General features: G+C 40.5%; 21 protein-coding genes. 11 read left to right on the forward strand and 10 right to left on the reverse strand.

What is annotated here, in order from left to right:
- Positions 1 to 157 precede the first annotated feature (157 nt).
- A complete protein-coding gene (locus M3P19_RS05115) occupies positions 158 to 727 on the forward strand; it encodes a Crp/Fnr family transcriptional regulator (RefSeq protein ID WP_249656555.1) in 570 nt (189 codons plus the stop codon).
- 105 nt (positions 728 to 832) lie between these two features.
- Positions 833 to 1,309, forward strand: coding sequence for a hypothetical protein (locus M3P19_RS05120; protein WP_249656556.1), 477 nt, complete (start codon positions 833 to 835; stop codon positions 1,307 to 1,309).
- Positions 1,310 to 1,333: 24 nt separating this feature from the next.
- Here M3P19_RS05120 and M3P19_RS05125 read toward each other — a convergent pair whose 3' ends face one another.
- Positions 1,334 to 1,561: a hypothetical protein gene (locus tag M3P19_RS05125; RefSeq protein ID WP_249656557.1), complete on the reverse strand. Its 228-nt coding sequence runs from the start codon at positions 1,559 to 1,561 to the stop codon at positions 1,334 to 1,336.
- A 193-nt stretch (positions 1,562 to 1,754) separates the two neighbouring features.
- Here M3P19_RS05125 and M3P19_RS05130 point away from each other — a divergent pair, with 193 nt between their 5' ends.
- The 4 genes from M3P19_RS05130 (at position 1,755) to M3P19_RS05145 (ending at position 5,915) form a co-directional block, all read left to right on the forward strand.
- Complete coding sequence (locus M3P19_RS05130) at positions 1,755 to 1,961, forward strand: helix-turn-helix transcriptional regulator (protein WP_249656558.1); 207 nt, start codon at positions 1,755 to 1,757, stop codon at positions 1,959 to 1,961.
- 322 nt (positions 1,962 to 2,283) lie between these two features.
- Positions 2,284 to 4,548: an AAA family ATPase gene (locus tag M3P19_RS05135; protein WP_249656559.1), complete on the forward strand. Its 2,265-nt coding sequence runs from the start codon at positions 2,284 to 2,286 to the stop codon at positions 4,546 to 4,548.
- Between the two features lie 113 nt (positions 4,549 to 4,661).
- Complete coding sequence (locus M3P19_RS05140) at positions 4,662 to 5,228, forward strand: hypothetical protein (RefSeq protein ID WP_249656560.1); 567 nt, start codon at positions 4,662 to 4,664, stop codon at positions 5,226 to 5,228.
- A gap of 15 nt (positions 5,229 to 5,243) precedes the next feature.
- Positions 5,244 to 5,915 carry a hypothetical protein gene (locus tag M3P19_RS05145; RefSeq protein WP_249656561.1) on the forward strand — a complete coding sequence of 224 codons (672 nt, stop codon included), beginning with the start codon at positions 5,244 to 5,246 and terminating at the stop codon, positions 5,913 to 5,915.
- Positions 5,916 to 6,077: 162 nt separating this feature from the next.
- On the opposite strand, the gene M3P19_RS05150 is transcribed toward M3P19_RS05145, so the two are convergent.
- Positions 6,078 to 7,094: a helix-turn-helix domain-containing protein gene (locus M3P19_RS05150; protein ID WP_249656562.1), complete on the reverse strand. Its 1,017-nt coding sequence runs from the start codon at positions 7,092 to 7,094 to the stop codon at positions 6,078 to 6,080.
- Positions 7,095 to 7,276: 182 nt separating this feature from the next.
- Between M3P19_RS05150 and M3P19_RS05155 the strand changes: the two genes are divergently transcribed.
- Together M3P19_RS05155 and M3P19_RS05160 are read left to right on the forward strand one after the other, a co-directional pair.
- Entirely contained in the window at positions 7,277 to 7,747 is a 471-nt protein-coding gene (locus M3P19_RS05155; RefSeq protein WP_249656563.1) for a (2Fe-2S)-binding protein, read from the forward strand.
- Positions 7,748 to 7,759: 12 nt separating this feature from the next.
- Positions 7,760 to 9,928, forward strand: a complete 2,169-nt coding sequence (locus M3P19_RS05160) for a xanthine dehydrogenase family protein molybdopterin-binding subunit (RefSeq protein ID WP_249656564.1) — start codon at positions 7,760 to 7,762, stop codon at positions 9,926 to 9,928.
- 106 nt (positions 9,929 to 10,034) lie between these two features.
- Here M3P19_RS05160 and M3P19_RS05165 read toward each other — a convergent pair whose 3' ends face one another.
- Positions 10,035 to 11,324 (reverse strand): M14 family metallopeptidase, encoded by a 1,290-nt coding sequence (locus M3P19_RS05165; RefSeq protein ID WP_249656565.1) that lies wholly within the window; start codon positions 11,322 to 11,324, stop codon positions 10,035 to 10,037.
- A 106-nt stretch (positions 11,325 to 11,430) separates the two neighbouring features.
- Positions 11,431 to 12,219, reverse strand: coding sequence for a hypothetical protein (locus M3P19_RS05170; RefSeq protein WP_249656566.1), 789 nt, complete (start codon positions 12,217 to 12,219; stop codon positions 11,431 to 11,433).
- Between the two features lie 199 nt (positions 12,220 to 12,418).
- Here M3P19_RS05170 and M3P19_RS05175 point away from each other — a divergent pair, with 199 nt between their 5' ends.
- Positions 12,419 to 12,895, forward strand: coding sequence for a hypothetical protein (locus M3P19_RS05175; protein ID WP_249656567.1), 477 nt, complete (start codon positions 12,419 to 12,421; stop codon positions 12,893 to 12,895).
- A gap of 19 nt (positions 12,896 to 12,914) precedes the next feature.
- Entirely contained in the window at positions 12,915 to 13,538 is a 624-nt protein-coding gene (locus tag M3P19_RS05180; protein ID WP_249656568.1) for a glutaredoxin domain-containing protein, read from the forward strand.
- Here M3P19_RS05180 and M3P19_RS05185 read toward each other — a convergent pair.
- The 4 genes from M3P19_RS05185 to treF all read right to left on the reverse strand — a co-directional run bounded on the left by M3P19_RS05185 (position 13,535) and on the right by treF (position 20,297).
- Complete coding sequence (locus M3P19_RS05185; RefSeq protein WP_249656569.1) at positions 13,535 to 14,185, reverse strand: class I SAM-dependent methyltransferase; 651 nt, start codon at positions 14,183 to 14,185, stop codon at positions 13,535 to 13,537. The two genes, M3P19_RS05180 and M3P19_RS05185, sit on opposite strands and share 4 nt — an antisense overlap.
- Positions 14,186 to 14,193: 8 nt before the next feature.
- Positions 14,194 to 17,445, reverse strand: a complete 3,252-nt coding sequence (locus M3P19_RS05190) for a WD40/YVTN/BNR-like repeat-containing protein (RefSeq protein WP_249656570.1) — start codon at positions 17,443 to 17,445, stop codon at positions 14,194 to 14,196.
- Positions 17,446 to 17,557: 112 nt separating this feature from the next.
- The gene (locus M3P19_RS05195; RefSeq protein WP_249656571.1) at positions 17,558 to 18,652 is read right to left on the reverse strand and encodes a DUF2652 domain-containing protein; all 1,095 of its coding nucleotides are present in this window, start codon (positions 18,650 to 18,652) and stop codon (positions 17,558 to 17,560) included.
- A gap of 64 nt (positions 18,653 to 18,716) precedes the next feature.
- Positions 18,717 to 20,297, reverse strand: a complete 1,581-nt coding sequence (gene treF / locus M3P19_RS05200; RefSeq protein WP_249656572.1) for an alpha,alpha-trehalase TreF — start codon at positions 20,295 to 20,297, stop codon at positions 18,717 to 18,719.
- 148 nt (positions 20,298 to 20,445) lie between these two features.
- On the opposite strand from treF, the gene M3P19_RS05205 reads away from it, so the two are divergent.
- Positions 20,446 to 21,072, forward strand: coding sequence for a GntR family transcriptional regulator (locus M3P19_RS05205; RefSeq protein WP_249656573.1), 627 nt, complete (start codon positions 20,446 to 20,448; stop codon positions 21,070 to 21,072).
- Positions 21,073 to 21,264: 192 nt separating this feature from the next.
- On the opposite strand, the gene M3P19_RS05210 is transcribed toward M3P19_RS05205, so the two are convergent.
- Positions 21,265 to 22,356, reverse strand: coding sequence for an amidohydrolase family protein (locus M3P19_RS05210; protein WP_249656574.1), 1,092 nt, complete (start codon positions 22,354 to 22,356; stop codon positions 21,265 to 21,267).
- On the reverse strand, positions 22,349 to 22,951 hold the full coding sequence (locus tag M3P19_RS05215; RefSeq protein WP_249656575.1) for a nucleotidyltransferase family protein: 603 nt from the start codon (positions 22,949 to 22,951) through the stop codon (positions 22,349 to 22,351). Before M3P19_RS05215 ends, M3P19_RS05210 begins: the two co-directional genes overlap by 8 nt.
- Between the last annotated feature and the right edge of the window lie 3 nt (positions 22,952 to 22,954).

The raw sequence follows: 22,954 nt of genomic DNA on the forward strand, positions 1-22,954 counted from the left end.
TCAGGTTTGGTTATTCGTAGCATAAATCTCCATAGCCGCTTCTTTAAGCTCCATAAGCGTACCTTTCGCTACCTGAACATCCCCGCCTGAGCACAAACCAAAATAGAAATCTCCCTTTCAAATTTTTACGGTAATAGCGTATCTTTATTCTATGGAAATGTTACGCGAATATTTTAAGGGTTTTGGGGAACTTTCCGAACCTAATATGGATCTTTTGTTGAGTTCTTGTCAAGAACGGCAACTTTTCAAAAGGGATATGCTCATCCAGGCAAACCAAACCGTGGGGTCTATCTATTTTGTAACCGATGGGTTCCTGCACTACTATACGCATAACGATTTCGGGAATCAGATTACCCTAAAGATCATAAGTCCCAATTACTGCTGGACGATAATGGACAGTTTTTTCCATCAAACACCAACCTTGGATGAATGCAAGGCGCTTACCGATGTACGTTTCTGCGAACTTAAAAAACCGGACTACCTAAAGATCAAGTCGGAAAATGTGGAGCTTAGCAATTTTATCCAAAATATTACGGAACAGATTCTATCAGCCAAAACGGTAGAAGCCAAAAAGCAATCAAGCTTATCTGTGGAAGAGCGGTATCTTGAGCTGCTTCAGACCCAACCCAAAATGGTGCAAGAAGTGCCGGTGAACATCATAGCTTCCCTGCTAGGAACCTCCAGGGAGACCCTACATCGAATTCGCAGGCGACTTGCTGCGGCCTAATTCCATAAAATTCTGTTAGTGTGTCATCTGACACAGTTTTTTCCAGAAGGCTTCATGAAATTTATCCATAAGTACAAAAACAAACGTGGATAAATTCAAGAAAACATGAAAAAACTACTGCAAATCCTATTTATAATGGGGCCTTTATTGGTTCTGGGACAAGACAAGGCCAAAAAGAAATTTACACAGACCCTACAACTGGAAACACTTCAGGAAAATACGTGGAGCATATTGACCGATTTTACCACCCCAGCGCTATGGGATGAAAATGTGATTGATGCTAGATGTGGCGGGGAACTGAAGAAAAGGGAAACCTGTAAGGTAATTGTAAAAGGAGGGAAGATCTTTGAAGTGGAACTAACGGATTTCGTTCAAGACCAAAGCTATACAGTACGGTATAAATTGTCTTCTGGGAACGTGTACATCCAAAGAACCTTGGACATGAATAACAAGACGGTTACCGAGACGCTGTGGTATACGGGAATTTCAAAAAAGACCTTTGAAAAATACATGGGCGCGGACTACCAAGCAACACAGGAGAAACGGATGCAGTTGCTTAAAACGGCCTTGGAGGCCAAGTAGGCAAACACGAATATGATTTTGTGCTTATGGTGCCTTCTCGGAAGTTAAATACACCTGCGTTACCGCTTCTTTAAGCTCCATAAGCACATGGCAAACGTTTTGCCGCTCCAAATCTGAAAAGGTATCCATGGGTACAAAGTGCAACATAAAAATGGTTTTGCTCAAACTTTGGATCAAGGAAAGAAGATCGCCCTCATGGCAATCTACAAGGTAGGTGAGTAGGGGGGATAGGTCAAGTTTTTGGGAGCTCATGGTTTGTGTTTTGGATTAAATTAAAGAAATTAGGGGTGTAATATACACTTACGAATATATAAGTAAAGTTAAACTATATTTAAGTTAAACTTATGGAATTTGTGTTGAAAATGCAAGTTGTTCTTACGTAAATTAAACCTATAGTTATATTTTAAGGGTTTGAAATTATATATTGTGTTTTCTAAGCTAGTTTATGGCAGAAAGAATTAATAGAATAAAAGAAGTGTTGGTTATTCAAGGAAAGACGCAAGTATGGCTTGCGGAACAATTGGGTAAAAGCACCACGGCCATTACGGCGATCTGCACCAACCGTTCCCAACCGCACCTTAAAGACCTAAAACGTATGGCCCATATCCTGGATGTGGATATCCGGGAGCTTTTGGTGTCTACAAAAGGGTAGGGGAGGTCGATCATCAAAATGTACTCCCCCCCCCATGTACTTCGAAATTCAGGCGGGTTCTACCTGCGAACAATAGGTGATTTAAGTTAAGATTAAAGCAAGACTATCTTGGTGAACGAGGTCCTAAAAATACAGCACACGTTTTGAAAAACTGTGGGAATAATTTTAAACTTAACTGTCCGTGTTCTTTCATATGTACTAAGATTATCTCTTTAAAAGTAAATTTTTACTTGTTAAATATTTAACTTTGATATCAACCTCATTTGTGTTTTTTGATATTATGAATTAATCAAAAAATCAGTTTTTAAAGCATATATCTGCATTGTTTACACGTATTAACAGATTAAAAGATTTAGGAGTCTTCAAGGATTATCAGAGACGTGGTGACATTCCTGATTTTAAGCAATTAAACTTGTTTTATGGATGGAATTATTCAGGAAAAACAACACTTTCCAGAGTTTTTCAATTTTTTGAGAGAAATATTATTGATCCTTACTATGACGAAACTAGTTTTGAATTATTAGATGATGATGCGCAGAGATATAATCGGGATAATTTAAATATTAGAGGAATAGATATAAGGGTTTTCAATTCTGACTTTGTCAAGAAAAACCTAAAATGGGATGGAGAATCTTTCTCTCCAATATTGTTACTTGGAGAAGATTCGATAGATGCGCAAAAAAGAATTACCACATTGTTAGAAAAGGTTGAACAATGCGAAGAGTTAATAGTAAAATGCGATGATATTAGTGAGAAAACAGACGATAAAATTAAACAATCACTTACTGGTAAAGCCGCCCAAATTAGAAGCACCCTTCAATTAGTTGAAGCCTTTAATAGATCGCATTTAAACAATAGTTATATACGTGTAATCAGAGACAATCATTCAGAACATAAAATAGTTCCTGAAGACTTAAATAACAAAATTAGGTCGGCTACAGCTTCTGAGGATGATAAGCTTGATAGTATCGATGATCAAGTTTTAGACTTGCAGCTGTCTGATATTATTTCACAAAGTTCAGAAGTGTTAAAGGAAAAACCTGAATTCTCTAGTACTATAAAATATTTTATTGATAACCCAAATGTCGCCAGCTGGGTGGAGTCTGGTATTACAATACACGAGGATAAAGAAAATTGCGAATTCTGTGGTAGTCCTTTGAGTGATGAAAGAAGAAACGAACTCATTTCTCACTTCTCCGAGGATCTAAAAAATCATAAGAAAGCACTTTCGGATTTAAGTGAAGAGTTAATTGGCATTAAGCTTTCGAATCTGACAATAGTAAAGAGAGATTTTTACAAAGAGTTTCAAGGAGAATTTAGCACTTGTTTATCTTCTCTAAAGAAAGAAATAAGATTTTACAACAAACAAATTGATGCTCTAAACGAAGTTTTAAAAGAAAAAGCAAGTAAGCCTTTCGAGCCAATTGAGGATATTTCGTTTATTGAAGATAACACCACTAAGATTGAAACTGAAATTGATAATTTGAATGTGATTATCTCCAAAAATAATAGCAAGACTAATCAATTTGATGAAATTAAAAGCGCAGCCATTGAAGAGTTAAAGGGACATTATGCTGCAGAATGTATTGATGAAATTGACTTGTTCAAATTGGAAGAGAAGATTAGCATATACGAAAATAGATCGGAAAACCTGAAATCCCATAAGGGAAGATTAAATGAAGAAATAGCTATTACTCAGGCTTCCATAAGCAAAGCACAAAAGGGTAGGGAGCAGATGAATTCCTACATAGAAAAGTTTTTAGGACGAGATGAAATAAAGATTGATGTGGTAGATGAGGAAGATGAGGAAAAGTTTATCCTTCTGCGAAATGAGGATTTAGCCATAAATTTAAGTGAGGGTGAAAAAACTGCGATTGCTTTTTCATTTTATCTAACTAAGTTATCAGAACTTGAAGATTTTGAAAAGGCCATACTTTACATTGACGATCCTATTTCAAGCCTTGACAACAATCATATTTTTCAGATTAACGCACTGATTAAGGAGTTTTGCTTTGAAAACATATCGACTGATGCAAATAATGAACAATTTGTTCCGAAGTTTCATCAGTTGTTTTTTTCTACTCATAATTTTGAGTTTTTTAATCTATTACGAGAGCTGCCTTTTAAAGGAAGCAATAAAAGGTCGATGTACTTTATTAAAAGAATATCAGATAGCGAATCTACAATCGAAGAATTACCGAAGTCTTATGAAAATTATATATCGGAATACCAATATTTGTTTTCAAGATTACATCAATTCCATGAGTCAGATAACAAACAGGACTACGAGACACTTATGGGAATACCAAATGCTGTTAGAAGGTTTGTTGAGTTATATACTTATTCTAGAATACCTGGTCACCGGATAAATTCAACTGTTGACAAAAGGGCCAGCAAACTATGGGGAACCGATAAGTCCAAAAGAATATTGAAAGTGTTTCATTACTTCAGTCATTCAAATAACATCGAGAGAATAATGAGAAACAGCGATCTACTTTGTGATGTTGAAAATGCCGTAAGCGATCTGATGACTTTGCTTGAAGAAGATAGATTACACTTCGAAGAACTTAAAAGATCTATAAATTAAAAAATAACGTCATCACTAAGGAGGAGAAAGTTTTTTGCATAATTAAGTTCGGTAAAAAGAATCATCTTGAATCTCTTCTACAAAAAGGCGAACTTTGTTTTAATCCCACTCAATTGTATAATGGAATTGAAAAAGAAAACCCTGAAAAGGGGGATACCTATGAGGGGGCTGAATGGATTGAAAATGCTTATATAAAAAAAGTAAATGTTAAGCATCCTACATTAGGAGAATTCAATTTTCTCCCGCACAAAGAATCTCCATTTAAGTTCATACAGTATAATCATAATTACTTGACCTGTAGTTTTTACATTTTGACCACTAGAAATTTTGGTGAATCTGGTGTACAGAAAATTGATGAAAGAATGCACAAACTAGGTGATAATGCGATAATAATAAAACAACCTGACTTCTTCTTAAATCAACTAAAAAAAACTTTAGAGAATACGAATTACTCGTTCCAATATGGTATTGTCAACTACATGGATTTATCTGGCATTAGGAAATATGACATGAATCCATTTATCAAAAAAATCGAACACAGCTATCAAAGAGAGTTTAGAATAGTAATAAAAAATCAGTTAAATCGTAAGTACATTCGAATCGGCTCAATAAAAGAATATGCGGAAATGGTGAGCTCGAATTTATTAATTGAGGCGGATTGGGAGGTGAATCGGCATTAATTTTTAATATTGGTTATGAATTGGATAAATACTCTTATTCCAGTAGTTACACTAATTATCGGCTGGGCACTATCTGAATTTGGAAAGTTATCTTCTGAAAGAAAAAATGATAGAAAAAACCTTAAGAAATTGTTGTTCAATTTATTGGAAATAAGGTGGTTACTTAAAAGAGACTTTGAATTTAAAGAAGAATTAACAACATATATTGAGAAATTCGAAATAAAAGTAGAACAAAAGTTTGGTCAAGATGCGGCCCAAGGTGCACATTTGATTGAGCCCATCATCACCCAAATCCTGAAAGAAAAACTTATTAGACCAAATCGAATTGAAGAAATAGAAAATAGAATAGGCTCTATTGTTGACAATCTTTCTGAGATATACCCAATTTTTGCATATGAACTTACTGATGTCTACAGAATTAGAGAGCGTATCGAGGGAATTGAATGTTACTTTGAGGAAATTTCAGAAAGAATTGAATATGTTACTCCGGAAATGAAGGAATGGGCAAAACCAAGAATTTCGAATGAGTTAATTAAGCGACTTGAGGAATATATTCTTGATATTTCTGGAAAAATAAACAGGAAAACGCAAAAAGGAATAGAAAGAATCTTAAAAGAATCTAATGATCGAGTTGATGATGAAGAAATTGATTTGTTCATTGATGAATATATTCAAAATTTCAGTTAGTAATTACTGCATAAAGTTGGCTGTAATTGTTAAAGTATCAACGTATTTTAAATAATTGATTTCCATTAAATATATGTACCATAATATATATTATGTAAAATAGGAGTTTTCAATACCAAAGCCTTCTATCAAATTTCACCCTCTCTAAGAATTTTATAAAAACTATTTAAATTGCGTCTGTACCAAGGCCACATACTCTTTACGGTATGCCTGTGGCGTTAGCTTGGTGTGTTCTTTAAACGCTTTGTACAAGGATGATGTGCTACTAAATCCAACTTCCTTGGCAATCACTTCAATCTTGTCGTTGGCTTCCAAATCTTCCAGCTTGGTTTTTACCTCAGTAACGCGGTATGAATTTACAAAGGCATTAAACTGTACACCCTGGTGTTCTTTTATGGCCTGGGAAATCAAATACACCGGATGGTCCAATTCTTGGGACAGATCGGCCAAGGTCAACCCTTTTTTACGGTACAGCTTCTCCTCCTCAAATAAAACGGTGATTTTCTGGTAAATCGTATCCAGTTCCTTTGTGGGTCCTTTTTTATGCTTTCCGTTGGTTTGTAGCATTTTACGGTCTTTCAACAGCATAAAATTGATCACATAAAGGATGACCAATGTCAATATCGTTCCTATCGTATATCCTTGAATATTAGCAAGATACGACTGAAAAACAAAGATAAGTCCCACTGCCCCAATACTACTGCCAAACAGCAGGAATCGGCTATGGTTGCCGTTCCAATTCCCGTATTTATAGAAGACAAAACTGCCAGCCACATAGGCCGTCACCACCAACGCCCCTATTTTGTACAACTGCACCACCTGCCATTCGGGGTTGGCCACAATACTGCTCAATAACAACAAAACCGAGGGTGCATAATGCAGGTAATCCGCCTTCCGCAGTTTACTGGGTTTGCTGCTCAAGGTATACAACCAAAACGAGGGTCCTATCGCCCACAGTCCGGCCAAGGCCACCATAACGGCCCAAAACGGAACGGCATCAAACAAATAGTAATAATAGGATTTGGAGATACGCAAGGTCAAGGCCAACAACATCAGGCTTAAAAAGACCGCAGGCGTAAACTTTTTGGCGCTCTTGGCTAAGATATACACACTTAGGAACAACCCTTGACAAATGGCTATTCCGCAAACAACGGCAATTACAATTCTCCAGACATCCATGCTTTGGCGGTTGTGCCCAGGGGCTTCAAAACTTATTTCAGATTCGAGGAATCCGAAAAAACTAGCGGGACCAAAAAATCCGTTGAGGCCGCTAATCCATTTACTTTGTGAAGGACCTTGGGTGGTTTAGGCACTCAATTTAGAGTATCAATCAGAAACGTTCAATCACTTCTATATTTTTTATGAAAAATTTAATGATCAATGGCGAATTGCTGGAGGTAGATGCACATGACAATATGCCCCTCCTCTGGGCGCTTCGCGATGTTTTGGATATGACCGGAACCAAATACGGTTGCGGTAAAGGACTTTGTGGTGCCTGTACGGTACATGTAGATGGCGAAGCGGTGCGTTCCTGCACCATTCCCATCAGTGCTTTGGAAGGCAAGGAGATCACCACCATTGAAGGTTCGGCGGTGAATCCCATTTTGGAAAAGGTACAGGATGCCTGGTATGTTACGGATGTACCCCAATGCGGGTATTGCCAGAGCGGACAGATGATGAGCGCCGCTGCCCTACTCGCCAAGAACAGCAATCCCAGTCAGGACGCCATACATTCGGCCATGAACGGGAACCTGTGCCGGTGTGGCACCTATGTACGTATACGCAAGGCCATTAGGGCCGCTGCAGATAATTTAGATCAAAACGCTAACTAAGGAAAACGCAGTATGGAACGGAGAAATTTTTTCAAGATCACATCCTTGGCCGGCGGCGGTCTATTATTGAGCACTTACCTCCCATTGGCATGCACCAGCACGGAGGTACCCAATATAGATTGGGAACCCAACTTCTTTATCCGAATCAATTCGGACAATACGGTCACCTTTATTTGTAGCCAATCCGAGTTGGGACAAGGTACATCCACAGGACTTGCAATGGTTGCTGCGGATGAGTTAGGGGTTTCCATGGATAAATTAAAGGTGGAATTTGGTCAAGGTAGTACCGAACGGTATGGCGATGTGCAGGACACCGGGGGCAGTAACGGTCTTCGGATAGTTTGGCCTTCCCTTCGGGAAGCCATGGCCACCACCCGGGCATTATTGGTAGCCGCTGCAGCCCAAAAGTGGCAAATAGATGTGGATGAATGCTACTGTGAGGACGGACACATCCATCGTAAGGATCAAGAAGGGCAAAAACTGGCTTTTGGGGAGGTGTTGGAAATTGCTTCCACCCTACCTGCGCCTCGGGAAATCAAATTAAAGGAACCGAGTGAATTCAGATACATTGGGAAATCAGTTTTGGGACCAAAAACCAAGATGGCCGCAAAGGGCACTACCCCCTATTCCATCAATAAAAAACTACCCAATATGCTGTATGCTGCAATAGCGCGTTGTCCGGTCTGGGAAGGGTCCTTAACATCGTTTGATGCTACCGAAGCCTTGAAAGTTCCAGGTGTGGTAGAGGTTTTGGAAGTGGAACCCACGGAATTGCAGACCACGGATTACAAAGGTGGTGTACGACCGGGTGTTGCCGTTTTGGCCAACAGTACCTGGGCCGCTTTTGAAGGTAAAAAAGCCTTGAAAATCGAGTGGGAAATGGGTAAAAACGGCTTGAAGTCAAGTGCAACCATTCAACAAGAGCTAGCGGATAATTATAAAACGCCGAGTAAGGCCAACATTAACCTGAACGATGCCACTACCCTTTTTGGGCGCAGCAGCAAGGTGTTTTCCGCAGTATACGATGCACCGTTTCAGGCCAACGCCTGTATGGAACCCTTAAATGCCACAGCTTATCATCGAGGGCATAAGGTAGAAGTTTGGTCAGGAACACAGGCACCCCAATTAACTCGGGATCGCGTGGCAGAGTTGACTGGACTGCCAGTTGCGGCAGTGACGGTAAACAATCCGCCATCTGGTGGGGGTTTTGGACGGCGATATTTCTGTGATTTTGTGGAAGAGGCCGTGATTCTATCCGAAAAAGTACGGGTTCCCGTAAAAGTGACCTGGAGTCGAGAGGATACGTTTTTGACTTCCAAATACCATCCCATTACCAAGGATTATTGGCAGGCTTCGTTGGATGCAAACAACTACCCTATCGCCATTAAATACAGAGGTTCCATTGGAAGGCCTGGAGCTTACCGTTGTTATCCGTACAGCATTCCCATTGCGTTTTATGACTATTTGAAGTACAAGGACGGTTGGCTATTGCCGCGGGCTTCGTGGCGTAGTGTTTATGCACATCCGTGGGGCTTGGGATTGGAAAGTTTTATGGATGAATTGGCACAAAATGCCAATGAGGACCCATTGCAGTTCCGAATCAAGATGCTGGAAAATGCAGAAGTGGTGGAACAGAAGGAATTGCCCTGGGTTGGCGACGACCTTTATCCTGCAAAACTGAAAAACACCTTGGAAATGGTGGCGGAGAAAGCCAATTGGGACACTACAAATGATGGAATATACCAAGGCGTATCCGCAATGGGCTACAATACCAGTTATGTGGCCATGGTTGCTGATATTTCTGTGGAAAACAACCAAGTTAAAGTCCATAAAGTAACCGCGGTGATCGATTGTGGCTTGGCGGTAAACCCAAGTCAGGTAAAAGCACAGATTGAAGGAAGTATCATGTGGGGATTATCCGCCACGCTAAAAGATGGCATAACCGTGGAACAGGGTCATGTACAGCAAAGCAATTATGACACCTATGATTTGATGCGAATCACGGATGCGCCGGATATTGAGGTGCATATTGTGGAAAGCAATGATACCCCAAGTGGAACGGGTGAAGTTGGTGTGCCGGGTGTTGCACCTGCCATTCTCAATGCGGTATACGCCGCTACGGGCAAACGCATTAGGCAACTGCCAATTACGGCTTCTTTATTGGAGTCGGCAGTGTCTTAACAAATGATGATTGATGATACCCTTTAGGGTAACGCTTGTTTTTTCATTTAACCTCGGGTAGTCAAGTCTTATGGGTATGTTATGCTTGGCTACCCTTTTTTTGGGTTTATTTAAGTTCCAACATGAGCTCCATTAGTTTTAAGGCGCTCACCTCCCCTTTTTTCTTAATGAATTCGCGGTCTGTGTTGTCGCCAATCTCAAATACCAGTGCTTCTGCACCATGGGCTTCATAAAAGTAGTTGCGGGAAACCATGGTAGGAATGGTTTTTTCGCTCGGACGGATGTTTGGATCATATCCGGGTAATTCCGATTTAAGGGCTTCTAGCCACTTAGGGACCAAACCAGGCATATTCCCCTTGAATTTATCGGCCAGTGTGTAGTAAATGTCATCCCACGTAGAATGAAAATCTATGGCGAAGTAAAATTTACCGTCTGTTGCTGCTACACGTTCTTTCATAAACTCGCGTACAGCTGTAGTTTCTGGCTGTTCAAAAGCTTCCCAATCCCGGTTTAAGTCAATTCCCCCATTGTTATGCCGCCAATGGCCATTGTCTACCCCATCAGGATTCATAAGCGGTACTACATAAGTGGTAAATTTCTTTCGGAACTTTTTGGCTGTCTGGCTGTTACCTGCAATAGTTTCAACAAACGGTTGCATTGCCAAATAGCCTGTCACCTCCGGTGGATGCTGCCTAGAAATGACCATGACCATACGCTTGGTTTTGGCTTTTCCAATGGTCAAGGCTTCCAAAGGGCGCCCTTCCCTACTCGTTCCAATGGTTTGATGGTTGACATAATCGTTTTTGGAGATTTCGGTAATCCATTCATTGACATCTTGCGAGGTCTGCAACTCCTGTCCAGCTACCCAAAGCTTCTGTGGACCAACCTTCAATCTTAGTTTTACGCTGACCGCTAGTGACCCAGCCCCAAAGTCATCGGTGCCTTTGTCATACTCGGTATAGTTGATGGAGTCCAAGGGCTTCCAATTATTTCGGTCATAACTTATTTTCGGGTAATAGCGGTGTTTTGCTGTTTCCTGATAGGTCAACACCACATCAATTTCTCGTTCTTTTTTGCTCTCAACGGTGAAAGCATACCACGGACTGATGTTTATTGGCGTATTTTCCGAAGTAATCAGCACCGTGTAGGTACTGTCATTGCTTTGGACCACCCCATTGAGTCGCCCACCTTCAAAATCGTTCGAAAAAATCACGGAATCCTCCATAAATCCATAGTCACCCTTCCATTGTTTTTGGATGGGTTTACTTACCGTGGACACTATAGGTGTTGGTCCCTGGCCTTGAAAACGCTTGGATTGCGCGGGTAAAAGGCTTATCAATCCAATAAGCGCTACGAGTAAGGAAATCTTGGTTTTGGTATGGAGTTGGCGTTGCATCGTGCTAAAAATTTCCTCCTAAAATACTGCTTAATCCTAGGAACACCATAAAAAAAACACCCCCAAATTGGAGGTGTTCAAATCAATATTGTATTGTTGGGAAAGCCTAAAGGGTAATTTCCTCTACGGTTCCATCAGGATAGGTCAAGGTAGCGGCGTCATCACACTCACCATCACCAAAATCCACTACAATAGCCAAACCATTTTTACTGATGTTCATGGTGCCTGAACTTAAATATTCGCAACCCAAGGAACCAGTTAGTTCGTTTGGCGTGCTCACAATGTAGGTATTGCCATCTACTTCAACCTGCCAGTTTCCAGAAAGGCTGAAGGTGCTGGTAGACAAGTCCTCACCAAAGGTGAAACCAAATGTTTTGGTTCCTGATTCGGATATTACCTCACCATCTTCCATTTCCACGGTCATCTCGCTGGTAACTGTAAAAGCGATATTTCCTTGTTCAAGGTCGCTGCTTAAAGCGTAGTTGCGCGTTCCGTTGATTTTGATGTTTCCTACATAAAAATCTTCATAGGTAGCCGTGTAGGCCGCAGTCTCATTACCCACTTGGTAGGTAACGGTAACGGTTCCATTTACGTTGTCCGTGCCGTTGAGCACACAATTGTTGAACGTGGCCACAAAACCGGTATCTGAATATTCAGCAGTATAACATTCGTCTGTTGATGCCTTACCTGTCACGCCGTTATTGGCAAACAGCTCGGCTATGGCATTATCGGCCGTTCCGGCAATTTCATCCGTTGTCAAGATGGTTTGAAGTTCAGCTGTAGTCAAGGCCTCTTGTTCCCCAGAAGGGATGGCATCTTCGCTACACGACTGAAATGTAATAAGGGTTAAACCAAATAGGAATAGTGCTCTTAGGGTGTTGAAATGTTTTTCCATATGCTTTAGTTTTTGGTTAAGTGTATGGTCAATTGGGGATTATGTTGCATGGGAACGCAAAAAATAGTTCCATAGTGCACAAAATTCACCAATTTCGATGAATTACCTTCCCTATTTCTTAAAATTGAAGGTATTTGCGCTTAGCGTTTAAATTATTTCAGGAATTGTCTTAATTTTCAGATAGCTAATAAAAAATGTTATGGGAAAAGTAAATAAATTGTTCGGTCTGATTTTCGGATGCGCTGTTCTATGCTTTGTCAGTTGTAGTGATGACGATGGTGGAGGCGGAACGCCAATGGCAGATGTGGTTGGTCAATGGGATTTGATCCAAATCAATATCAGTGCTGCCCAAGATATCGACCAAGACGATACGTCATCTACCAATCTTCTGGACGAATTGAGTTGTATTTCCGGAACCTTGACCATAAATGCGGATGAGTCCTGGCGTTTGCAACAGTCCAATGTGGTAATCACTTCCTTGACCAATGATGAATTTTTTGCTGAATGCTCCGGCACCATCAATGGTGTTGGTACATGGGTTGCCAATGCGGTTCAGGTGATCTTCAACGGAGATTCCTTTCTTAGTTCCATGCAGGTCGGCGCCAATGATACTTTGGTCCTTACTGTGGATGAAGATTTGCCAGGTGTATTGAGTTATGTCTATCAAAGAAGGTAATTCCTAAAAACCTTTGTTTATGCGGTTTGTGTATCTGTTTTTGTTGTTGATTTCGAGCAATCTGGTATTGGCGCAAGCTGGTCCCATAAAGATTACGGAGACCAAGTCCAAGAATCGGATTGCATTTTTTGCCGAAAACAGAACGTTTACCCCCTATGATGTTCTTTTTGATGTAAAGGGTAGTAATTTCAGGCAAAGTGCGACCAAACCTAGATGGATACATGTGCCATCCGCGGCCAAAGTTCATTTAAAGACCATCATCTTGTTTCGGGATAAGCAACCGGTATACACCAAAAATCTTAAGGTTAACGATAGTCTTTCCAAAAGGGCATTGAAAAAGGAATATGAAGTGTTGGACATTCCACCACCGAAAATCACTCCTAAAAAACAGATAACGGTTTATACCAAAACCGGATGTTCACAATGTGACAGCATTGTTTCCAAATTGGATGCAAAGCATTACATCTACCGGGCGGTATCCTTGGATGAAAAACCAGAAGTAAAACAACAATTAGGGAGGTTCCTAGCTAAATCTGAAATGGAAATGGACACATTGACACAACCCATAATTAGTTTGGGCGGTCGTTTGTATACTTGGATTGGTTCTTATGAGCAATTGTTGGAAGAACTGGAAAAGGACTAGGACCTTTTCTCCGCTAAAATCAACCACATCTGTTTGCTGGAATCCCGTTCCCAATCACCGTGATCCTCTATTTCAGAAATAATGGTAAATCCCGCTTCTTGCAATTCTTTGCGCACATAACCTGGACTTAAAGAATGTGCATACACTTGATCAGCTCTAGATTTGCCTCGCACACGATCCTTCAGCTTTTCCATAAGAATGATTTTGCCCCCAACTTTTAAGGACTTTTTCACCAAACGAAGCATCTTTTCATGGGCATCCATTTCATGATAGGTATCAAAGATGAAAACGATATCCAATTCATCTTCAGGTAGCTTAGGGTCATCGTAATCCCCAAGAATGGTTATGATATTTTTTCGGTTGCGATCTGCAGCATTTTCACGTAAGGTTTCCAGTCGGTCAGAGCGTACATCTACGGCATAGACTCTGCCGTTTTCACCTACCTGTTGGGAAAGATGCATCGTAAGGTAACCTTCATGGCAACCAATATCTGCCACCCGGTTACCCGATGCAATTCCCGAATACTCCATTAGTTTCGAAGTATTCATCCAAATATCACGCTCTGCCCAGTCTTCTTCGGAATACTGCGCTTGACAGATGAAAATTCCGAGGAAAAACAGACAGAGCGTGTGAATTTGTTTTGTCATATAGTGACTTAGTCCTGAATTAAGTCTTGACCTTCAATCCATGGTGCACCAGCAGCTTTCAGCTGTGCCTCCAAAGATGGAATGGTGTTATTGACAAGTACTGTAAGCTCTCTTTTAACTCTCGTCAATTGATTGCTAGCTCTCTGCAGTGCAGCCTTATGATTGCCTGTAGGACCATAGGTATTGCCAAGTGCTACCTGTCCGATAAAGGCTCCATCTCCAGGTGCAGGAGGATTTCTCTCCCCTATCTCGTTTTTGGCAGGGCTTCCATTCATCATTTTTTGAATGGCCAATAATTGAGTTCTTGCCGCATGTAAACTAGAAGATAAGGCCGCTGTAGGATTCGTAGCTTCATTTAAAGCGCGTTGCATGGCATCCACCTTGGTCAAACTTCTAGACAGGTGATTGCTAGTAGCTGCCAAATTCTGTTGGAATGCTTGGAATTGACTTCTGAAGGCATCGATATCACTGGCTGGTTTAGCTGGCAATGCACCTTCGCGCAAAGGAACTACATCAAAATTCTGAGGACCAGAAAGTTCTTTTAATTCCCCATCTACACGTTGGTACAAGGTAACGGAATATTTTCCAGGAGTAGCCATATAAGGAGAACCAAGGAAGTCATCACCGCCACCGCTTGGTCTTTGTAGGCTAACACCATTTCTATCGGCATGGGTAAGATTCCAAGCTACTCTATTGAACCCTTTTTGGTTGGTTCCAGCTACGGTATTTACCACATTACCATCACTATCACGTACCATTAAAACCAATGCAGGAGCTGTCTGATTTGATTCACTGTCCAATGCGTCCCATCCCGGGAAATTAACATTGGATTTTTGCTTGATCAAATCCTTCTCCTTTTTAACGCGATCTTCTCGGATTGTGTTTAGTTTTTCTGGAAGGTAATAGGTGAACGTAGCTCCAAATGGAGGGTTATCTGCCATGTAACGGTTACTCCCTTGTGCATACATTCCAGATTTTTGCACATACCAATAGGCTGGCTTTACTTTAAACAGTGTAGCCTCTCCCATTTTGGAAGCATCAAAATCACGGATTGGCGAAATATCATCCAATACATAGAAACCACGACCAAAGGAAGCTGCAACCAAGTCATCTTCCCTTCTTTGGATGGTCAAATCCCTAAATGAAATAGTAGGAAGACCGCCTTTCAACTCAAACCATTTACCGCCACTGTTATTTGAGAAGTAAATACCGAATTCCGTTGCTAAAAACAAAAGGTCTTTTTTCTTGTGGTCTTGTACAATTCTCCATGTAACCAAACGCTTTGGAAGATTGCTGTTGATAATGGACCAGCTTACACCCTTGTCCGTACTTTTCAATACATAAGGTTTGAAATCACCTTCTTTATGATTGTCCAATACTAAATACACGGTATTGGCATCATGTAAATCCGCTCTTACATCATTTACAAAAGCTCTGTTAGGTATACCTTTTATAGAGCCTAAATTGAATCTTCTCCAGCTGTCGCCTCCATTTTCAGAAACTTGGACAATACCGTCATCAGTACCGGCATATAACAATCCTTCTTGAAGGGGAGATTCTGCCAGGGAGGTAATGGTATTGTAATTGGACATGGCTAAGACATCCCATGCATTGTCCCAACTTTGCTGTTTCCCCATTAATGGTAGGGTTACCCGCTCTTCATTTCGAGTTAGATCACTGGAAATTGCAGTCCAATCATCTCCTCTGTTTTCAGATTTCCAAACACGATATGATGCGAAATACAAACGTGCCGGATTATGCGGACTTACCAAAATTGGCGCATCCCAGTTGAAACGTTCGTGGGGATCACCTTCTGCAGGTTGCGGTTGAATAAATACGGTTTCACCGGTTGTTTGATCTATTCTCCACAACCATCCTTGTTGGAATTCACCATAAGTAATATTTGGATTTCCTGGCTCTGTTGCAGACTGGTGTCCGTCTGCTCCTAAGGTAATCCACCAGTCAGAGTTTAAGATACCATCCGCATTGGCGGTTCTTGAGGGTCCGCCTTGGGAACCATTGTCTTGTGAACCTCCATAAATATTATAGAAGGGTGCTGCATCATCAACTGCTACCTTATAATATTGTGTTAGTGGCAAATTGGCAAAGTATCTCCAGGTTGCCGTTAAATCATAGGATTCGTACAAGCCACCATCCGTTCCAAATAACACATAGTCAGGGTCAGACTTTTTAAATGCCATAGCATGGGTGTCTACATGTTTCCCTTCCTCATTCATAAATCGGAAATTACGTCCGTGATCATCAGAAATCTGTACTACGTTACTCATGAAGAACAATTGTCCTTCGCGATGCGGTGATGCATAAAGTTCTTGATAGTAATGTGGTCCAGTAGCTCCAGAAATCGCATTGGATTGTCTGGTCCATGATGCTCCTCCATTACTTGTCATGTAGGCACCTCCTGTTCTGCGGTCCAATTCAATAACCGCATAAACAGTCTCATTGTTGAAAGGTGAAATGGCAAGACCAATTTTACCCATATTGGATGTTGGGAGTCCTGTGTTAAGTTTTGTCCAAGTTTCACCGCCGTCTGTACTCTTATGTATGCCAGAACCTGGTCCGCCACCCATTAAAGCGGCTACCGTACGATGTCTATCCCAGGTTGCAGCATAAAGTACATCTGGGTTTGTAGGGTCAATTACAATATCCGTTACCCCTGTCCATTCGTTGTCACCAAGGGTACGACGCCAGTTTTTACCGCCATCGGTTGACTTGTAAAATCCACGTTGACCACCTTTGCTCCAAAGTGGACCTTGGGAAGCGACCATAATGATGTCGGAATTGTCTGGATGAACAATAATCTTGGAAAGGTGTTCAGAGGATTTTAGTCCCATGTTTTTCCAGGTATTACCTTCGTCATGACTTACATAAATACCATCACCAAAACCAACGTGACGGCCACCGACATTTTCACCGGTTCCTACCCAAACGGTGCTTGGATTGCGTGGGTCCACAGTGACACAACCAATGGAATAGCTCCCTTGTTGGTCAAAAATAGGACGCCAAGTAGTCCCGTTGTTAATGGTTTTCCAAACGCCACCTGAACCTGTAGCCACATACCATACACTTTCATCCTTTGGATGGATGGCTATATCCGCAATTCGTCCAGAGGTAAGGGCCGGGCCCAAGCTTCGGAATTGCAGTCCATTAAATGTTGTTGAATCGGGTTGTTGTGCTGTTAATTGTAGGGAAAAAAGTAGAAGAAATAGGATTGTTGAATAAACTCGTGAGAAGTGCTTCATTTTCAAATATATTTGGTCGAATTAGTTCCGTAAGATAACCAAATACATAGGGGGCAATTCTAAAAAAAATGTGAAAAAAAACGCCTTGTTGAAAATTTTTTAAAGTTGTGTTTTAGGCTTTTAGTGAGGCGTTTTTAGATTCGATATATTCCAACAAACTGACCAAGCCTTTTTCGGAACTTTTCTTTACCGCATTTTTTCCAATCAAAGCGCCAACTAGTTTCTTTAATGGCGATTTGGAAGACCAGTAGAACTCAACTATTGCTTCACTAAGCCCTTCTCCTTTTGGAACAAAAGTGTAGAATTGATAAAAATCGTCAAACAAGGGATGGCTATGTGTAAGTTCTCCGTAGGTGAGATTATTGACCTCATTTTCTTTTGAAATGGTTACAAAATCCAGATGCTTGCCATTGATAACACAGGTATGTTCGCTTCCAATTCGAGTCACTTCGTTCTCACTGTACTTTAAATCATCAACTCCTTTTTGCCAATATGGACGCAGTGAATAGTTTGTAATCTGTTCCATGAGCTCTTCTGCCGATATAGGAAACTCTTGCGAAATTGTCAGTTGGGGTTTAGTATCGAAATGATAGTTTTTGGGTTGTACAAAACTCTGCAATTTCAGTTCATTGGGATCTATCAAGGAATAGATGTATTCCACTTCTTTGTCATCATAAGAATCTGAACCTTGTCTAAACCGAAAAATCTTGCTTGAATAGTAAGGCGACAATTGAATGTCCAAAGCCAATTTTCTACTGATTAGGGCATAATTATCGCTGTCCACGGAATTCTTCAGCAATCGATGCGCTTCAATCACTTGTTCCCCAAAAGGTTTTCTTGTGCCTTGCACCTCAATATGTTGCAGGTGTCCACTATGCGCTATAATCTTTAATTCAAGATTTGGTGCTGTGGCACAAGCATTGCACGGACAAATCCTGTTCTTTTCCAGCATTTTCAAATGACTGTAAAATGCGGTGAACATGGATACAATCTGCGCCAATAGATTCTCTTGCGATGGAATGTCATTTTCTTTGTAAAAAAACAGGGCATCGCCTTCAATTTCCGCTAATTTCAATCCTGATGTATTGGCATTCACCAAAACCTCCAACAATTCAGAAATTACGTGCTGGCTATGTTCAATTTCCGTTGTTTGTATGAATTTGGTGTATCCAGAAATATCCGGTATGAATAAGAGGGATTTAGACATGTTTTTGATTGAAGGTTGCCTTTAGTAGTCCAGATAAAATTGTAAAACTTACGTTAGAATGTGCCTAGTTTTCAATTTCCATTTGATCTAGGATTTGTTTGAAGCCAAGCGCAACGCCATTCGTCCATCCAAACCCATCTTGGGTTTCATATTCCCCACCGCCGGAAAGCAATGTAAGATCCTCTACATTGTATTTTTCCATCATTTTGCCGGTATTCTTATATACTTTTTCATTTAATGCCAACCAGCGTTGCATAATTTCTTGGGCCTCTTTATTGTATCCGTAATTCAAAAGTCCCTTAACTGCAATCCATTGTAAAGGCGCCCATCCGTTTGGGGCATCCCACTGTTGTCCGGAATGTTCAAGTGTGGTTACCAGTCCCCCATCTTTTAAAAATTTATCCAACAGAAGTTCTTTTACCTGTTCCGCTTGCTCTTGGGACGCTAATTGAAAATATAAGGGGAACATTGCGGCCAAGGTGAGATGCTGGGTACTTTCTGCATTGCTCCAATTGTAATCCATGTAATAACCCTTAGAATCGTTCCAAAGGTATTTTTGGATTAAGGCCTTTCGTTTCTCGGCAGCTGTCTTGAATTCATTGGCTGTTTCTTGGTCATTAGCCAACTCAGAACTTTTGGCAATTAAATCCTCTAGGTAATACAATAGGCAATTCAAATCTATCGGAAGGATTTTGGATGTTTCGGTACTTGAGAACTCACCATTAACCCCATACCATCTAGAACTGAAATCCCAGCCAGATGCAGCTGCGGTTCTAAGATCCTTATAAAGTGCCTGCTTTGCACCCATATCGGTTAGTTCACTTGCCAAATGCATATCCTCTTTGTAGGCTTCGGGTCTAGGAGTTATGCCTGTATCCCAATATCGATTTAGAATTTCACCAGTATTTAGTTTGATAACATGACGATAAATACTTACATCGGCTTTATCAGCTCCATTCATCCAAAACTTGTATTCCTTTTTCAATTGTGGTAAATAGTTGATCAATACTTGCTCATTTTCTCGAGCTATTGCACCTACCATGAGCGCATAAAAAGGTGGTTGTGATCGTGATCTGTAATAATCTCTGGTACCATTTGGTATAAAACCTATGGAATCAATCAAATGGCTAAAATTATCCACCATACTTACCGCCAAATCAGTTCTATTTGCTGCTAATAATCCTTCTAACGTAAAATAACTGTCCCAATAATAAATTTCTTGGAATCTTCCACCTGGTACCACATATTTATAGGGCAACGCCAGTCGTGATGAATTGGGAACTACGGCATCTGGTCCTCTTGTGAGTTTGTCCCACATCAACCCAATGTGCTCATACATGGTTTTGGTGGTATCTGTTTCAAATTCCAGCGCTTGCATGGAATGATCTTCAAAATTTTCAGAAACAAACACAGAAAGATCAAAATCATCTTTTCTTTTTTCGGCAAGATAAATTTCCTCCAAGGTCAAGAAATCATGTCTGGGAACCAAATCAACGAAGGTCTTGGAATCTTTGAAGATAGCTGCCAACTGGATATCCTTAAAAAATTGGGTTTCATAAATATTTTCTGGCAACGCTGCCGTTTCTTTTTTACAAGCGGCAAAAAGTGATAGAAGTAGTAGAAATAGGGAAAGCTTAAGTTTCATAAAAGGATGTGGTGTTTTTAGATTTCAAATGGTCCTGAAAATTAGTCAATTAATATATTTTTTGTTCAGAAATGCCCGTATTTCTTTGTTTTCGGTAGTTCACCGAGGATACTGTTAAAATCGTATACGATGTTTTACCTTTGGATTTATGCAACCTCAAATACTAAGAAATCAGGTAAAATCCCATTTACTTGGTCAAATTCAACGTGGTGAACTAAAGGTTGGTAAAACCATAAATCTGGCTTTACTGGCTCGTACTATTGGTGTTAGTGTCACCCCTATTAGAGAGGCTTTAAGTCAATTGGAACAATCAAGAGTGATCAGTGCTGTGCCCAACAGGGGTTTTATAGTACCGCAATTAAGTCGACAGGAGGCTAAAAACCTTTATGAGACCATTGCACAGTTGGAAATCACTGCTGTTGAAAGCTCTGTTTACACTGAATACGACATTGAAGCTCTGCGTAATCAACAGTTATTATTGCAACAGTCCCATACACCCATGCGTAGGTTGGAAGCGCGATTGTTTTTTCATCAACTACTTGTTCGAAATTGTCCGAATTCAGTCCTACTCCAAATTTTAGATGATTTGAAGACACGATTACGTTTTTATGAACAGATGCACGTTCGAGATGCAAGCTTCTATGAAAATGTGGATAATCAAAATGAGGCTATTATACGAGCAATAGAAGAAAACAATGTTCCGACGGCCGCTTTAATACTTAAAATGAACTGGATGGTGGTATTGGAGTATTTAGAAAAACAATTGGCGGCCTAATTACAAAACAATTTTGTAGTACCGACTACGTTTAGTTTACAAAGCTTAAACTCATGCAGTTTTTAAATAAGGAAATCGCATCTTTGGTGAAACGGAAATCATCTAAATCTTTAATCAAAACGCAAATCAGCTGTGGAATTTTCCAGGATTTGGAAAACAACAAGCAAGCATCCGTTAATTCACAAAACCGGATTAATCATTAAAAAGGCTGGCGTCCAAGCCAGGGACCAATTTCAGCGCATTCTTGAAATAGACTTTTTGTAAAACTTCATCAGGAAGGTCTAGTCCATACATGGCCCAAAAGGCATGGTATTTCTTGTAATATGGAAAGTACTCGTCATCAGTTTCCAAAACCCTAAAATATGTTGGGAATTCTTCTGGTTTGTAGCTGTCTTTACCAAAAAGGATACGGTCTTGATACTTTACGAAAAACTTGTGTGCTTGCCTTGGTTGTCGGCCTAATTCCGCTATAACTGCTGCTATTCCAACATACATATTGGGTATTTCATCCAACAACTCCCCTAGCCTTTTTAAATCATTGGCGTACCAACCCATATGTGCATTGACGAATTTTGTGTTGGGGTGTTTTTTGAACATCCTGTGTTGCTCATCAATTATCTGTTGCCAAGGCGCCGGATTCGTATCTGATCTTTTCCTTCGCGGTCTGGTTTTTAGTTCTAACCAGCGCTCATTGTTTTTATCCATTGGGTCCCAAAAAGATTTTGGGTCAGCAGCATGGATCAAAACTGGAATTCCAAGGGTCGCGCATTTTTCCCAAATAGGGTCCAGTCTTGGGTCATCTATTGGAATTCTCTTTCCTTGTGTATCCTTATAACGTAACCCCAGACTTTTATAGATTTTTAGACCTTTAGCCCCACTTTTTACATCCAATTCCAATTGAGCGGCTGCTAATTCTCCCCAATTTGGATTGCCTACGCCACTAAAATCAACATTGGCAAATATGACAAAGCGATTTGGATAGTTGTCATTTACATTTTTAAGTTTAGCGCGTAAGCCAGTTCCTGAACCACCGCTTAAGTTTACCATGACACCCATATTCATCGCATCCATTTCCCGAATGAGTTGGGACAAGTCTTGCGATTCCATATTAAAGTGATGGCTGTGAATATCCACAAATTTGAACTTAGCCCTCTGAATTGGGTTTTCAGGTACTATCAAGGTTGATTTCGGATTATACTCTTCAAAACCCATTTCTTGCGCATAGGTCAACGCTGAAAATGTAACAATTAGCATTAAAGAAACACTATAAATTTTACTATCCATAATTTTGTTTATCAATGAGTTGATTATACTTTTCAATTGTATCTACATCAACCTCTCTTCCTTTTGGTCGAATGGCGTAACATTGGCTTTTATGCTTTTGAATAAGCTTTTTTGCCCCGATTTTATCATCCAATTTAAGTAGTTCTGAAAGTAGGGATTTATGAAAAATAGCAGGTACACCATAACCCTTGTCATAGGCGGTGGCCACAATTGCATGGTTCTCTTGGTTAAACACTTTGATCATTTCTTGCAAAAAAGTAGTGTCCATAAAAGGTTGGTCCGCTAAAAAGAAAAGTACACCATCTGGCATCGGTTTATCTTCCATTATTCCTTGGATACCGCTAACTATTGAGCTTCCCATGCCCGTTCTCCAATTTGGATTGATTATCCGCTGAATATCCTGGGGCAGTTTTGCTTCGATTTCTTCAGCATAAGCGCCTAAGACGACCATTACTTTTATTGAGACCGGCTGAACAACTGAAATAGCATGTCCGAGAAGGGTACGAGATCCCCAAGGCAATAGCTGTTTGATCTTACCGGGCATTCGACTGGATTCTCCAGCAGCTAGAATCACGGTATATATTTCGCAAGACATAAA

The organism is Flagellimonas spongiicola, assembly GCF_023502425.1.
Classification (GTDB): domain Bacteria; phylum Bacteroidota; class Bacteroidia; order Flavobacteriales; family Flavobacteriaceae; genus Flagellimonas; species Flagellimonas spongiicola.

Coding starts and splice junctions, on each gene's coding strand:
- M3P19_RS05115 (WP_249656555.1), top strand. CDS start 158: ATGTTACGCGAATATTTTAAGGGTTTTGGGGAACTTTCCGAACCTAAT.
- M3P19_RS05120 (WP_249656556.1), top strand. CDS start 833: ATGAAAAAACTACTGCAAATCCTATTTATAATGGGGCCTTTATTGGTT.
- M3P19_RS05125 (WP_249656557.1), bottom strand. CDS start 1,561: ATGAGCTCCCAAAAACTTGACCTATCCCCCCTACTCACCTACCTTGTA.
- M3P19_RS05130 (WP_249656558.1), top strand. CDS start 1,755: ATGGCAGAAAGAATTAATAGAATAAAAGAAGTGTTGGTTATTCAAGGA.
- M3P19_RS05145 (WP_249656561.1), top strand. CDS start 5,244: ATGAATTGGATAAATACTCTTATTCCAGTAGTTACACTAATTATCGGC.
- M3P19_RS05150 (WP_249656562.1), bottom strand. CDS start 7,094: ATGGATGTCTGGAGAATTGTAATTGCCGTTGTTTGCGGAATAGCCATT.
- M3P19_RS05155 (WP_249656563.1), top strand. CDS start 7,277: ATGAAAAATTTAATGATCAATGGCGAATTGCTGGAGGTAGATGCACAT.
- M3P19_RS05160 (WP_249656564.1), top strand. CDS start 7,760: ATGGAACGGAGAAATTTTTTCAAGATCACATCCTTGGCCGGCGGCGGT.
- M3P19_RS05165 (WP_249656565.1), bottom strand. CDS start 11,324: ATGCAACGCCAACTCCATACCAAAACCAAGATTTCCTTACTCGTAGCG.
- M3P19_RS05170 (WP_249656566.1), bottom strand. CDS start 12,219: ATGGAAAAACATTTCAACACCCTAAGAGCACTATTCCTATTTGGTTTA.
- M3P19_RS05175 (WP_249656567.1), top strand. CDS start 12,419: ATGGGAAAAGTAAATAAATTGTTCGGTCTGATTTTCGGATGCGCTGTT.
- M3P19_RS05180 (WP_249656568.1), top strand. CDS start 12,915: ATGCGGTTTGTGTATCTGTTTTTGTTGTTGATTTCGAGCAATCTGGTA.
- M3P19_RS05185 (WP_249656569.1), bottom strand. CDS start 14,185: ATGACAAAACAAATTCACACGCTCTGTCTGTTTTTCCTCGGAATTTTC.
- M3P19_RS05190 (WP_249656570.1), bottom strand. CDS start 17,445: ATGAAGCACTTCTCACGAGTTTATTCAACAATCCTATTTCTTCTACTT.
- M3P19_RS05195 (WP_249656571.1), bottom strand. CDS start 18,652: ATGTCTAAATCCCTCTTATTCATACCGGATATTTCTGGATACACCAAA.
- treF (WP_249656572.1), bottom strand. CDS start 20,297: ATGAAACTTAAGCTTTCCCTATTTCTACTACTTCTATCACTTTTTGCC.
- M3P19_RS05205 (WP_249656573.1), top strand. CDS start 20,446: ATGCAACCTCAAATACTAAGAAATCAGGTAAAATCCCATTTACTTGGT.
- M3P19_RS05210 (WP_249656574.1), bottom strand. CDS start 22,356: ATGGATAGTAAAATTTATAGTGTTTCTTTAATGCTAATTGTTACATTT.
- M3P19_RS05215 (WP_249656575.1), bottom strand. CDS start 22,951: ATGTCTTGCGAAATATATACCGTGATTCTAGCTGCTGGAGAATCCAGT.